This window comes from Clostridium sp. BJN0013, assembly GCF_040939125.1.
GTDB lineage: Bacteria > Bacillota > Clostridia > Clostridiales > Clostridiaceae > Clostridium_B.
Genome location: NZ_CP162495.1, coordinates 2,334,965 through 2,349,048, shown reverse-complemented (window position 1 = coordinate 2,349,048; position 14,084 = coordinate 2,334,965). Strand labels below are relative to the sequence as shown.

The 14,084-nt window shown below is 31.3% G+C and carries 11 protein-coding genes; all 11 read left to right on the top strand.

Translation table 11 applies throughout. The features are described 5' to 3' along the window. Positions 1-122: 122 nt before the first annotated feature. The 11 genes from tsf to nusA all read left to right on the top strand — a co-directional run bounded on the left by tsf (position 123) and on the right by nusA (position 14,072). Positions 123-1,043, top strand: coding sequence for a translation elongation factor Ts (gene tsf / locus AB3K27_RS11950; protein ID WP_368487654.1), 921 nt, complete (start codon positions 123-125; stop codon positions 1,041-1,043). Between the two features lie 97 nt (positions 1,044-1,140). Continuing rightward, positions 1,141-1,854: a UMP kinase gene (gene pyrH / locus AB3K27_RS11945; RefSeq protein ID WP_368487653.1), complete on the top strand. Its 714-nt coding sequence runs from the start codon at positions 1,141-1,143 to the stop codon at positions 1,852-1,854. A 19-nt stretch (positions 1,855-1,873) separates the two neighbouring features. After that, the gene (gene frr / locus AB3K27_RS11940; protein WP_368487652.1) at positions 1,874-2,431 is read left to right on the top strand and encodes a ribosome recycling factor; all 558 of its coding nucleotides are present in this window, start codon (positions 1,874-1,876) and stop codon (positions 2,429-2,431) included. A 69-nt stretch (positions 2,432-2,500) separates the two neighbouring features. Beyond that, entirely contained in the window at positions 2,501-3,265 is a 765-nt protein-coding gene (locus tag AB3K27_RS11935) for an isoprenyl transferase (protein WP_368487651.1), read from the top strand. A 67-nt stretch (positions 3,266-3,332) separates the two neighbouring features. Beyond that, positions 3,333-4,139 carry a phosphatidate cytidylyltransferase gene (locus tag AB3K27_RS11930; protein ID WP_368487650.1) on the top strand — a complete coding sequence of 269 codons (807 nt, stop codon included), beginning with the start codon at positions 3,333-3,335 and terminating at the stop codon, positions 4,137-4,139. A gap of 236 nt (positions 4,140-4,375) precedes the next feature. After that, positions 4,376-5,533, top strand: coding sequence for a 1-deoxy-D-xylulose-5-phosphate reductoisomerase (locus AB3K27_RS11925; RefSeq protein ID WP_368487649.1), 1,158 nt, complete (start codon positions 4,376-4,378; stop codon positions 5,531-5,533). Positions 5,534-5,558: 25 nt separating this feature from the next. Then, complete coding sequence (gene rseP / locus AB3K27_RS11920; RefSeq protein WP_368487648.1) at positions 5,559-6,569, top strand: RIP metalloprotease RseP; 1,011 nt, start codon at positions 5,559-5,561, stop codon at positions 6,567-6,569. A gap of 63 nt (positions 6,570-6,632) precedes the next feature. Then, positions 6,633-7,682 carry a flavodoxin-dependent (E)-4-hydroxy-3-methylbut-2-enyl-diphosphate synthase gene (gene ispG / locus AB3K27_RS11915; RefSeq protein ID WP_368487647.1) on the top strand — a complete coding sequence of 350 codons (1,050 nt, stop codon included), beginning with the start codon at positions 6,633-6,635 and terminating at the stop codon, positions 7,680-7,682. Between the two features lie 224 nt (positions 7,683-7,906). Further along, positions 7,907-12,229, top strand: coding sequence for a PolC-type DNA polymerase III (locus AB3K27_RS11910; RefSeq protein ID WP_368487646.1), 4,323 nt, complete (start codon positions 7,907-7,909; stop codon positions 12,227-12,229). Between the two features lie 296 nt (positions 12,230-12,525). Then, positions 12,526-12,987, top strand: a complete 462-nt coding sequence (gene rimP, locus AB3K27_RS11905; RefSeq protein WP_368487645.1) for a ribosome maturation factor RimP — start codon at positions 12,526-12,528, stop codon at positions 12,985-12,987. Between the two features lie 17 nt (positions 12,988-13,004). Beyond that, positions 13,005-14,072 (top strand): transcription termination factor NusA, encoded by a 1,068-nt coding sequence (nusA, locus tag AB3K27_RS11900; protein WP_368487644.1) that lies wholly within the window; start codon positions 13,005-13,007, stop codon positions 14,070-14,072. Positions 14,073-14,084 lie beyond the last annotated feature (12 nt).

Below are 14,084 nucleotides of genomic sequence, written 5' to 3'. Positions count from 1 at the left end.
CCGAATTTAAGCCCTGGGAGTACAGGACCAATAGAAAGCACAGCTTTAAAATACTATGAACAGGGAAGTAAATGTAAGATTTTTAACTTTTAAAAGTCTTACATTACATAACGGATATATTTATGATAACTGCACAGATGGTAAAGGAACTTAGAGAGAGAACTGGAGCAGGGATGATGGACTGTAAGAAAGCTTTAAATGAAGCAGGGGGAGATTCAGAAAAGGCTATTGAGATATTAAGAGAAAAAGGATTGGCAGCTGCAGCTAAAAAATCTGGCAGAATAGCTTCTGAAGGATTAGTTAAAACATATGTTTCAGAAGATGGAAAAGTTGCTTCTATAGTAGAGGTAAACTGTGAAACGGATTTTGTAGCGGTAAATGCGGATTTTGTAAATTTTGTGGATGATTTAGCAAGACAGATTTCTTTGTCTAAATCCACTACAGTAGAAGAATTAAATGAGGAGAAGTATATATCAGATGATAGTAAAACTGTAAAAGAAACATTAGTAAATTTAATTTCAAAGCTTGGAGAAAATATGGCAGTAAGAAGATTTGAAAGACTGGCTGTTTCAAAGGGTTTAATTGAAAGTTATATACATGGTGGCGGAAGAATAGGAGTTCTTGTTAAACTTGAATGTGAAAGGGAAAATGAAATTCTAAAAGAAGTTGCAAAAGATGTAGCTATGCAGGTTGCTGCGACTAATCCACTGTTTTTAAGTAAGGATACAGTGGATAGTGCTACTTTAGATAAAGAAAAAGAGATATTTAAAGTTCAGGCATTAAATGAAGGTAAACCTGAAAAAATTGCTGAAAAAATAATTATGGGAAGAGTTCAAAAATACTATAAAGAGAATTGTTTAATTGAGCAATTATGGGTAAAAGACTCTGATTTAACTATTGATAAATACTTAAAAAGTAAGTCAAAAGAGGTGGGAGCACCTATAAAAATATCTAATTTTATAAGATTTGAAAAAGGTGAAGGTATAGAGAAAAAAGAAGAAGACTTTGCTGAAGAGGTTAGAAAGCAGATAGAGGGTAAATAGTAACTTAAAAGAGGACACTGCGTGTTCTCTTTTTTGGGGTGTCAAAAAATATTTTTTATTGTAGTTTCACTTTACTATAGTTTGGAGGTATAATATAATGTGTAATCCTATATACAAGAGAGTAATGCTGAAACTTTCAGGAGAAGCTCTTTCAGGGGATATTGGATATGGAATAGATTTCGACATAACAAAAAGTATAGCCGTTGAAATAAAAAAGTTGATATCAATGAGAGTGTCAGTAGGAATTGTGGTTGGCGGAGGAAATATATGGAGAGGAAGAAGTGGCAAGGGGATGGATAGGACAACAGCAGATTATATGGGAATGCTTGCTACATGCATAAATGCTTTGGCACTTCAGGATTCACTTGAAAATCTAGGCATAAATACAAGAGTACAGACAGCTATTGAAATGAAAGAAGTGGCAGAACCTTTTATAAGAAGAAGAGCCATGAGACATTTGGAAAAGAATAGAGTAGTAATATTTGCAGCAGGCACAGGAAACCCTTATTTTTCTACAGATACTACTGCATCCCTTAGAGCAGCAGAAATAGAAGCAGAAATTATATTACTTGCCAAAAAAGTAGACGGTGTTTACGATAAAGATCCTCACAAATATAGTGATGCTAAAAAATTTGACAAGTTAACTTATATTGAAGTACTTGAAAAGGGACTTCAGGTTATGGATTCTACAGCTACATCGCTTTGTATGGATAATGACATACCTATTTTAGTGTTTGGACTTGATAAACCGGAGAATATAAGTAAAATTGTTCTTGGAGAAAAAATTGGTACACTTGTTTGTAAAGAATAGAAATAAGGAGGTATTTTTTATGATTAAGGATATTTTAAGTAAGGCAGATGAAAGAATGAATAAGACTGTGGATATTTTAATAAAAGAACTAGCTTCTATGAAAGCGGGCAGAGCTAATCCTGCCATATTGGATAAGATAGAAGTGGAGTATTATGGTACAATGACTCCTATAAGTCAATTGGCAGGTATATCTATTCCAGAGGCTAGAATACTAGCTATACAACCATGGGATAAAAGTGCATTGAAATCCATAGAAAAAGCAATATTGAAATCTGACTTGGGCATAAATCCATCAAATGATGGAGAGATAATAAGACTTATAATACCTGAACTTACAGAGGAAACAAGAAAAAATATAGTTAAGAACATAAAAAAAACCGGTGAAGATTCAAAAGTTGCTATAAGAGGAATAAGGAGAGAATGTAATGACAAATTTAAAGCTTTAAAAAAGAAAAGTGATATTTCTGAGGATGAAATTAAAAAGGGTGAGGAACAAATACAGAAAAAAACTGACAGTTTTATAAAGAATATAGATGAAATACTTGAAAAGAAAGAAAAGGAAATTATGTCATTATAATTAAATTTTAAAACCTGCCAATTTGCAGGTTTTTATTAAATATAAATTTTAATGAATGGAGATATATTCATGTTAAAGTTTTTTAATTCTCGTAAGAATAAAAAAAATGAAGATGAAAAGATATATATTGATTTAAATAATATTCCACAACATATAGCCATTATAATGGATGGAAATGGAAGATGGGCCAAAAAAAGAAATTTTCCAAGAATTATGGGACATAGAGCAGGAGTGGAGGCCATAAGGGCAATTGTAAAAGAATGTAGTAATCTGAAAGTAAGGTATTTAACTCTATATGCTTTTTCTACAGAAAATTGGAAAAGACCTAAAGAAGAAGTGAATTCTCTCATGGATCTTCTTGTAGAATATTTGAGGAAAGAATTCAAAGAATTACATGATAATAATGTTATAATAAATTACATAGGCAATATACATAAATTACCTCCTTTGTGTGAAAAAGAATTGATTACATCTAATAAAAACACAAAAAATAATACTGGATTAACTTTAAATTTAGCATTAAACTATGGTGGGAGAGATGAAATAGTTAGGGCGTTTAAACTTATGTATGAGGATATAGAACTGGGGAAAATTAGTAAAGATAATATAACTGAAGATACTGTATCTAGGTATTTGTATACAAAAAATATGCCTGATCCTGATCTAATAATAAGACCAAGCGGAGAACAGCGTTTAAGTAATTTTCTTTTATGGCAGTGTGCATATTCTGAGTTTTGGTATTCTGATATAAATTGGCCGGACTTTAAAGTTTGGCACCTTCATAAAGCTATTTTTGATTATCAAAATAGGGATAGGAGATTTGGAACTGTATAGTATATAGATATATTTATAGTTTTTCATCTATTAATATTTTTACATACTTTATTATGGAGGTGAAGTAGTGAATAGTAGATATTTAGGAGCTTTTACATTAATACCTTTTATTCTTATATTATTTTTAGGAGGCGTTTATTTAAAATATGGTATTATGATAATTTCTCTTATAGGAATGTATGAATTTTATAAAGTAATAAAAACTAAACATTTAAATCCAATAAATATAATAGGATATCTATTATGTATAATTTATTATATAAGTTTAAGATCAGAAGTAAATTATAAATTTTTATTTTTTACTATTATAATATCGATTTTTATGCTTTTGTGTATTCTGGTTATGGATATAGAATATAATTTTTTAGATATAGTCAGCACTTTATTTGGATTTTTATATATAGCCTTATTCTTTAGTACAATAGTTCTGGTAAATAAAGGATTATATGGAAATTATCTAGTGTGGCTCATAGTTATATCTGCGTGGTGCTGCGATACTGCAGCCTATTATACAGGTAAGTTTTTTGGGAAAAAAAAGCTTTGTCCTAGGGTAAGTCCTAAAAAAACTGTGGAAGGTGCTATTGGAGGAGTGATTGGAAGTACCATAGCTTGTAGTTTATTCGGCTGTTTTGCCATTATTATGGGGGTACCTATGCCTTTATACCACTACATAATATTAGGTGTATTGTGTGGCGTATTTTGCCAATTTGGAGATTTAGCTGCTTCTTCAATAAAAAGATATGCAAAAGTAAAAGATTATGGTAATCTAATACCAGGACATGGAGGTATTTTGGATAGATTTGACAGCATACTTTTTTCTGGAGTTGTAGTGTATTATTATTTAATGTTTGTTGCAGTTATTTATGTATATTAAAATTTACTATTTAGGGAGATATTCGGTATATATCGAATATCTCCATTTTTGTTTTTAGACTATATTCAAAAGTTACCACTCTGCTAATATCCCAGTCTTATTTTAAAAGTATAATAAAATATTGTAAATTATATGTAAATAATAAGGTTATTTATTTTATAACATAAATATGGTATAGTTAATCATATTAAAATTATGTTTAATTTGCAGTTGTATTAGAATAAGGAGTTGTTACAATGAAAAAAATTTCCATACTTGGTGTTACCGGTTCTATAGGCACTCAGACCTTAGACATATTGAGAAAGGATAGGGAAAACTTTAAGCTTGTGGCAGTATCTTCACATGACAGTGTAAATAAACTTTTAGATATAGTGAATGAATTTAATCCTTCCTATGTAGTATTAACTGAAAAAAATGCTTATTTAAAATTTAAGGATTATTGTAGTAATAAAAATGTAAATGCCAAAATATTATTTGGAATAGATGGTTTAAATACCATAGCTACTTTGCCGGATATTGACATGGTAGTTACTTCTGTAGTGGGAATGGTAGGACTGGTTCCTACCATAAAGGCCATAGAATCAGGTAAAGATATAGCATTAGCTAATAAGGAAACACTGGTAGTAGGAGGAGAACTGGTTATAAAATTAGCAAAAAAAAATAAAATAAAAATATTTCCTGTGGATTCTGAGCATAGTGCTATTTTTCAATGTATTAAAGGAAATGATTTTCAGGATATAGAGAGACTGTATCTTACTGCTTCCGGGGGACCCTTTAGAGGAAAGACTAAAGAACAGCTTTTAGATGTTACTGTAAAAGAAGCATTAAATCATCCTAGTTGGAAAATGGGCAAAAAGCTTACCATAGATTCTGCTACTCTTATGAATAAAGGATTGGAAGTTATAGAGGCTCATTTTCTTTTTGATATGCCTTATGAAAAAATAAAAGTAGTAGTTCATCCTGAAAGTATAGTTCACTCTATGGTAGAATATAAAGATGGGAGTGTTATGGCACAACTTGCCAGTACGGATATGAGACTTCCAATACAATATGCATTGAATTATGCTGAAAGAAAGAAAGCTTTAGTAAATAGGTTGGATTTTTACAATATGAAAAAATTAAGTTTTGAAAAACCTGACACAAATACTTTTAAACCTCTTAAATTAGCCTATGAGGCAGGAAAAATTGGAGGTACAATGCCGGCTATATTAAATTGTGCCAATGAAGCAGCAGTAGAATTATTCCTTTTTAACAAAATAAAATTTTTAGATATAAGTTATATATTAGAAGAGTGTATGAATAAATTCACATATTTGAATAAATACACTCTAGAAGATTTGCTCAATATAGAAATAAAAGTGAAGGAATATGTAAAAGATAGATTTAATAAATAAGAAATATGATTAGGAGGAATACCATTTGTATATAATAGCAGCTATAATAGCTTTTGGTGTATTAATTATAATTCATGAATTAGGACATTTTATATTAGCAAAATTAAATGGAGTAAAAGTAGAGGAATTTTCTATAGGCATGGGACCTAAGCTCTTTGGAATAAAAGGAAAAGAAACTGAGTATCTCATAAAACTTCTCCCTATTGGAGGTTATGTTAAGATGCTTGGGGATGAAGGAAAAAGTGAAGATCCAAAGGCATTTAATAATAAGAGTTCTGCTAGAAAACTTAGTATTGTAGCAGCAGGACCTATAATGAATTTTATACTGGGCATAATATTATTTTCTATTATAGCTTCTGCCAGAGGATACCTATCCCCTGTAGTAAGTAAAACCCTTCCAGGTGAACCTGCAGCTATAGCAGGAATTAAGTCTGGAGATAAAATAACTAAAGCCAATAATTCAAAAATATCAACCTGGGAAGATTTTGTAACAGAAATATATACTGCCGGTGGAAATTCAATTAATATAAGTTATGAGCGTGAAGGGGTGACAAATCGGGTAAATGTAATTCCGGTAAAGGATGAAAAAGAAAATAGGTATATTGTAGGAATCGAAGGTACTCAGGTAACTAATCCTACTCTAACCCAATCTATATCCTATGGATTTATAGAAACTAAATCATTAATAAAACAGACATTTAGCTTTTTTAAGACGCTATTTAGAGGGAAGGCATCTATGAATGATGTAGGTGGACCTTTGACCATAATAAAAATTTCTGGTGCAGCGGCCAAAGCAGGCATATTGAGTTTACTGGCCTTTTCAGCCTATATAAGCATACAGCTTGCTATATTTAATATAATACCCTTTCCCGCTTTAGATGGGGGTTATATACTGTTATTTTTATTTGAAATAATAACAGGTAGGAAAGTAGATGATAACAAGGTAGGAATAATAAACTATGTAGGTTTTGCTATCCTTATGGGTTTAATGGTGTTAGTAACTGTAAAAGATATATTTTATCCTATAAAATTTTAGTTTTTATCCCAAGGCTGTTATGCTGATAATATAATTATCTACTATTTTGAAGAAGGTGAAAAGGTGAAAAGGTCAAACACTACGAAAATAAAAGTAGGAAAGGTGGTTATAGGAGGCAATGCTCCTATAGCTGTGCAGTCTATGACTAACACAGATACAAAGGATACAAAGGCTACTATAGAACAAATACATAAACTAGAGAAGGCGGGATGTGACATAGTAAGGTGTGCAGTGCCAGATGTAGATGCTTGTGATGCTTTAAAGACCATCTTAAAAGAAGTGTCTATACCACTAGTGGCAGATATACACTTTGATTATAAATTAGCTCTTAAATCCATAGAAAATGGGGCTTCAGCCCTTAGAATAAATCCAGGAAATATTGGGAACATAGATAGAGTAAAGATGGTGGTAAAATCAGCAGGAGAGAGGAATATTCCAATTAGAATAGGAGTCAATTCAGGTTCTTTGAAAAAAGATATTTTAAATAAGTATGGCAGGGTGTGTGCTGAAGCACTAGTAGAAAGTGCTTTAGAGCATGTTAGGATATTAGAGGATATAGGATTTTATAACATAGTTATATCTATAAAATCTTCAAATGTAAATGATATGGTAGAAAGTTATAGACAAATATCTAAAATAGTAAATTACCCACTTCATCTTGGAGTAACAGAAGCAGGAACTATATGGAGGGGTACTATAAAGTCCAGTGTAGGTATAGGTACTCTTTTAATGGAGGGAATAGGAGATACTATAAGAGTTTCTCTTACGGGAAATCCTGTAGAAGAAGTTAGAGTAGGCAGAGAAATATTAAAAGCATGCGGACATTTAAAAGAAGGAATAGAATTTATATCCTGTCCTACCTGCGGCAGAACAAAGATTGATTTGATTAAGATAGCTGAGGAAGTAGAAAAGAAACTTTCTAATATAGATAAAAATATAAAAGTAGCTGTTATGGGCTGTGTAGTAAATGGACCGGGAGAGGCAAAAGAAGCGGATATTGGTATAGCTGGAGGTATGGGGGAGGGTCTTATATTTAAAAAAGGAAAAATATTAAGAAAGGTGAAGGAAGAGGATTTAGTAGAGGCACTTATGGAGGAAGTGAAAAATATTTAATTTTTTAAATAATATATTATTTAAAAAATTTACTCTCATATACTATCTTTTAAAGTTATCCGAAGGCGGCAATTAGCTAACACCCCCATCTTCTTCAAAGTGGAGGATAAGCACAGATAACGCCCCTGGATAAGTTCTTCTAAGGCTCAGATGGAGAAAGGTATTCCTTATAAGCAAACTCCACCTGAACCTAAGAATCACTTGATAGGTTAAGGAGGTAAAAAATGGGTGTGGATATTGTAAAGATGCTGCAAGAGGATCTGGATTTAGACAGTAATACTATGACAGAAAATATAAAACTTTTAAAAATTCAGTATCTTAAAAAGAGTAATAAATTAAAAGTGATATTGAAATCGACAGAAAGTTTAGATTCCCGTATACAAAGTAAAATACGGGATATAATTAATAAAAAATTACAAGGCTTCTGCAGTATTGAACTTATATGTTATAAGGATATATCTAGTGTGTGTTTAAAAGATATAAGTGAAATTTACTGGATTGAACTTACAGATATAATGGCTTCATATATTCCTGTTTGTAGAGAGTTTTTAGAAAAATGTTCTAGAAAAGTAGAGGGTGACATACTTAAAATTTCTACTGGAAATGAGTTTATATGTAATTTGCTTAAGAATAAAAATATAGAAAAACTTATGTGTAGAACTATAAGAGATCTGTTTGGAGTTAAATGTTCTGTAGCTGTAAGTTATGACAAGGCATTGAATATTAAAGATTATTTGGAAGAAAGTGAAAGAGAAGAAAAAAAATATATAGAAAATATTTTTAAATGTAAAGATGAAAAATTTAAAGAAACCAATAATATGTCTTCTGCAGCAAAAGAAAGTAAAGAACATAAAACATTAAATGGAAAAGAAAATTGTTCTGAAAGAGGACCTGTGATAATAGGAAAAACTATAAACGGGACTCCTACGGAGATTGTAAGTATAACTGATATATCTAAGACAGTTATAATAGAAGGGGAGATATTTAAAAAAGAAATTATAGAAACCAAGACGGGAAGAAAAATAGTTACTTTTTATATAACTGACTATACAAGTTCTATTACAGTGAAATTTTTTCCAAAGCCTAAAGATGTAGATAGAATAATAGAGGAAATAAAAGAAGGGCTTTATTGTGTGGTAAAAGGGGAAGCTGTAAATGATATTTATGCAAGAGAATTAGTTATAATGGCTAAGGATATAGTAAAAATTCACAAGAAAGAAAAAATGGATACTTCAGAAGAAAAAAGAGTGGAACTTCATTTGCATACTCAAATGAGTGCTATGGATGCAGTTAGTTCTGCATCGAATCTCATTAAAAGAGCGGCTTTATGGGGACATAGGGCTATTGCAATAACAGATCACGGTGTAGTTCAGGCATTTCCAGAAGCTATGGATGCAGCTAAAAAAAACAACATTAAGGTTATATATGGTATAGAGGCATATATGGTAGATGATGGAGTTCCTATTGCTGTAAATGGAGACCAAAAAACATTGGATGATGTCTTTGTAATTTTTGATATTGAAACTACAGGTTTTTCTATGACAAATAATAATATAATAGAAATAGGTGCCGTCAAGATAAGAGAAGGAAAAGTAATAGGTAAGTTCAGCGAATTTGTAAATCCAGAAAGGCCAATACCCTTATCTATTATAGAACTTACAGGTATCACAGATGAAATGGTAGAGAATTGTGAAAATATAAAATCCATTCTGCCTAGATTTATGGAATTTATAGAGGATTCTGTGGTAGTGGCTCATAATGCTAATTTTGATGTGGGATTTATAAAAAAGAACTGTAGTGACTTGAATCTAAAATTTAAAAATCCAGTTATGGATACCATACCTCTTTGTAAATTTTTATTTCCAGAGCTTAAAAAATTTAAATTGAATATAGTTGCAAAACATTTAAATATATCCCTAGAAAATCATCATAGGGCTGTAGATGATGCTGGAGCTACCTGCGAGATACTTTTAAAATGTTTTAAAATACTTAAAGAAAAAAATATTTTGAATCTTGGAGATTTAAATAAAGAATTTTTAAGTAATATAGATGTTAAAAAACAACCTATGTACCACCTCATAATATTGGTTAGAAATCAGATGGGGCTAAAAAATTTATATAAAATGGTATCTCAGTCTAATTTGAATTATTTTTTTAAAAAACCTAGGATGCCTAAAAGCATTATAACCAAGCATAGAGAAGGACTTATAATAGGGGGAGCTTGTGAAGCAGGGCAGGTGTATAGAGAGGTGTTAGGAGGTAAAAGTGATAATGAATTAAAAGATATACTAGACTTTTATGACTATTTAGAAATACAACCTGTAGAAAATAATTTGTTTATGGTGAGGAATGGTCTGGTAAAAGATATAGAACAGCTAAGAGATATAAATAGAAGAATATGTGAGCTTGGAAGCGTTAATAATATCCCTATAGTGGCTACAGGAGATGTACACTTTATGGATCCCAAAGATGAAATATTTAGACGTATAATAATGGCAGGCCAGGGATATTCAGATGCAGATAACCAGCCTCCTCTATACTTTAGAACTACCCAGGAGATGCTTTCTGAATTTCAATATTTAGGTAAAAAAAAGGCCAGAGAAGTGGTGGTTGAAAATACTAATAAGATTGCAGATATGATAGAAGAAGTAAAACCTATACCTGATGAAACTTTTACCCCCAAAATAGAAGGGGCAGAAGAAGAAATTAAAAATATGACTCTTAAAAAAGTGCATTCTGTATATGGGAATAATCTGCCGGAAATTGTACAAGAAAGATTGGATAAAGAGTTGAATTCTATAATAAACAATGGATATGCTGTGCTTTATCTTATTGCACAAAAATTAGTGGAAAAATCTTATAAGGATGGATATTTGGTAGGTTCCAGAGGTTCTGTAGGATCTTCTTTTGTGGCAACTATGTCTAATATTACAGAAGTTAATGGGTTGCCTCCTCATTATGTATGTCCGAATTGTAAATATAGTGAGTTTTTTACAGATGGTTCTATAGGATCTGGAGCGGATTTACCAGATAAAAGTTGTCCTAAGTGCGGTGAAAAACTTATAAAGGATGGTCACGATATACCTTTTGAAACTTTTTTGGGATTTGCAGGGGATAAAGAGCCAGATATAGATTTGAACTTTTCAGGTGAATATCAACCTGTAGTACACAAGTATACAGAAGTTTTATTTGGAAAAGATCATGTATTTAGGGCAGGTACTATAGGTACTATAGCAGAAAAAACCGCTTATGGATATGTTAAAAAATACATAACAGAGAAAAATATGGTGCTGCCTCAGGCTGAAATAGAAAGACTCACAAAGGGATGTACTGGAATAAAGAGAACTACAGGACAGCATCCTGGAGGAGTTATGGTAGTTCCAGACGACAATGATATACATAATTTTACACCGGTACAGCATCCAGCAGATGATAACGGTACGGAAATAATAACTACACATTTTGATTATCACTCTATAAGCGGAAGGTTGTTAAAACTTGATATACTTGGACATGATGATCCCACTGTACTTAGAATGCTTCAGGATTTAACAGGAGTTGACCCTAAAACTATACCCCTTGGAGATCCAAAAGTTATGAGTTTATTTACTTCTCCAGAGGCTCTTGGAGTTACTGAAAAGGAAATTGGCTGTCCTGTGGGAACTTATGGGCTTCCTGAATTTGGAACAAAGTTTGTAAGACAGATGCTGATGGATACCCATCCAAAAACTTTTGCAGATTTAGTGAGAATTTCAGGGCTATCCCATGGTACGGATGTTTGGCTTAACAATGCCCAGTATTATATAAAGGAAGGTTACACTACCTTGCAAGATTGTATAGCTTGCAGAGATGATATAATGATATATTTAATTCACAAAGAACTTCCACCTAAAGTAGCTTTTACAATAATGGAAATGGTAAGAAAAGGAAAAGGGCTCAAAGAGGAACATGAAGCTATAATGAGAGAACATAATGTACCTAATTGGTATATTGAATCCTGTAAAAAAATAAAATACATGTTTCCAAAAGGTCATGCGGTGGCCTATGTAATGATGGCAGTTAGAATAGCATATTTTAAAGTATACTATCCAAAGGCATATTATGCTGCCTATTTTACTGTAAGAGCAAATGAGTTTGATGCAGATATAGTAATTCAAGGAGAAGGGGCTATAAAGAAAAAAATGGATGAACTCTATGCCCAAGGTAATAATTTAACACAAAAGGATAAAGGCCTTCTTACTATATTAGAATTATGTTATGAGATGAATAAAAGAGGAATAAAATTTTTAAAGGTAGATCTATATAAGTCTCATGCAACAAAATTTTTAATAGAAGAAAGTGGCATAAGAGTTCCAATAAATTCTCTGGCAGGGTTAGGGGAAAATGCAGCTAAGAATATAGTAAAAGCTAGAGAAGAGGGAGAATTTATATCTAAAGAAGATTTAAGAATAAGGGCCAAAATTTCTAAGACAGTAATAGATACTTTAAATAACCACGGGTGTTTGGGTAATCTTCCAGAGACCAATCAATTATCTTTGTTTATGTAGAATTGGTATATCCGATAAGCATCTTAATATATTTTAGAGTTTTCTAAATTTCAATTGGTAGATACGTGAAGAATCAGTAATTTAAAGTTCTGTATAATTTTTCTTGAAATACAATGTAGGGTGTGTTAAAATAAAAGTGGTAAATCTACAGCAATTTGTTTAAGTATGTAGGAGTGGGTTTGAACCCGCTCTTTCTATTTGTTAAAAACGCAGCGAAAGTTGCGTTTTTAAGTTATTAATAATTGATAACATTTTTTAAAAGAGTATGTAACATTAATAGGTAAGGAGGGTACAAAATGGATAATATATTAATAAAAAAAATAGTAAAATTTATAAAACCCATAGTTGATAATTTAAATTTTGAATTGTATCATTTAGAATTTAAAAGAGAAGGAAACAATAATTATTTAAGAATATATATAGATAAAGAAGAAGGAAATATATCACTGGAAGATTGTGAAAATGTAAGTAGGGCAGTTAGTGATATGTTAGATAGAGAAGATCCTATAAAAGACCCTTATTATTTGGAGGTTTCATCACCAGGTATAGAGAGAACACTTTATAACAATGAACATTTCAAAAAATATATAGGATGTAATGTGGTAGTTAATATACAGGGACTTTTAAAGGGAAAGAAAAAGTACCAAGGAGAACTTTTATCTTTTGATGAAGATGCATTAAGAGTTAGTTGTGAAGGAGAAGAGATTGTTATTCCAAGAAGTAAAATTTCAGCTGTAAATTTAAAAGGTGATTTTTAGGGGAGGTATATTTTAAAATGAATCAGGAGTTTATAGAAGCCTTAAAAGAAATAGTTAAAGAAAAAGGTATAAGTGGAGATTTATTGTTTACAACTATAGAAGATGCATTAGTTGCTGCGTATAAAAAAAATTATATAGGACATGGAGTAAGCAACCAAAATGTTAAGGTTACTATGAATAGAGAAAATGGAGAAATTCATGTTTATTCACAGAAAAGTATAGTAGATAATGTAGTGGATGATGTAAGTGAAATAAGTTTGGAAGATGCGAAAGAAATAGATCCAAATTATAATATAGGAGATATAGTAAATATAGAAGTTACTCCTAGAAAATTTGGAAGGGTAGCTGCTCAGGCTGCAAAACAGGTAGTTATACAGAGAATAAAAGAGGAAGAGAGAAGAATTATATATAATGACTTTGTTGAAAAAGAAGATGATATAATAACAGGTACTGTAATTAGAAAAGATAAAAACAATATACTGGTGAACCTGGGAAAAACCGAAGCGGTTCTTGGACCTAATGAACAAATACCTGGAGAAAAATATAATTTCAATGATAAACTGAAATTATATATTGTAGAAGTTAAAAATACTACTAAGGGAGCTCAAATTGTAATATCAAGAACTCATCCAGGTCTTATAAAAAGGTTATTTGAACTTGAGGTGCCAGAAGTATTTGATGGAACAGTTGATATAAAATCCATAGCAAGAGAAGCAGGTTCTAGAACAAAAATTGCAGTACATTCAAATGACGAAAATGTAGATCCTATGGGAGCTTGTGTTGGGCCTAAAGGTGTAAGGGTTCAAAACATAGTAAATGAGTTAAAAAGTGAAAAAATAGATATAATAAAATGGAGTAAACTTCCAGAAGAATATATAGCCAATGCCCTTAGTCCTGCTAAGGTCTTAGATGTTACTTTGGATGAAGAAATTAAATTTGCTCAAATTGTGGTGGATGACAGTCAGCTGTCTCTGGCTATAGGTAAAGAGGGGCAGAATGTAAGATTAGCAGCAAAACTTACAGGTTGGAAAATAGACATAAAAAGTAAGTCACAAAGTGATATAAAAGATGAAAAAATTGATTAAGGTGGTGTTTGT

Coding starts and splice junctions, on each gene's coding strand:
- tsf (WP_368487654.1), top strand. CDS start 123: ATGATAACTGCACAGATGGTAAAGGAACTTAGAGAGAGAACTGGAGCA.
- pyrH (WP_368487653.1), top strand. CDS start 1,141: ATGTGTAATCCTATATACAAGAGAGTAATGCTGAAACTTTCAGGAGAA.
- frr (WP_368487652.1), top strand. CDS start 1,874: ATGATTAAGGATATTTTAAGTAAGGCAGATGAAAGAATGAATAAGACT.
- AB3K27_RS11935 (WP_368487651.1), top strand. CDS start 2,501: ATGTTAAAGTTTTTTAATTCTCGTAAGAATAAAAAAAATGAAGATGAA.
- AB3K27_RS11925 (WP_368487649.1), top strand. CDS start 4,376: ATGAAAAAAATTTCCATACTTGGTGTTACCGGTTCTATAGGCACTCAG.
- AB3K27_RS11910 (WP_368487646.1), top strand. CDS start 7,907: ATGGGTGTGGATATTGTAAAGATGCTGCAAGAGGATCTGGATTTAGAC.
- rimP (WP_368487645.1), top strand. CDS start 12,526: ATGGATAATATATTAATAAAAAAAATAGTAAAATTTATAAAACCCATA.
- nusA (WP_368487644.1), top strand. CDS start 13,005: ATGAATCAGGAGTTTATAGAAGCCTTAAAAGAAATAGTTAAAGAAAAA.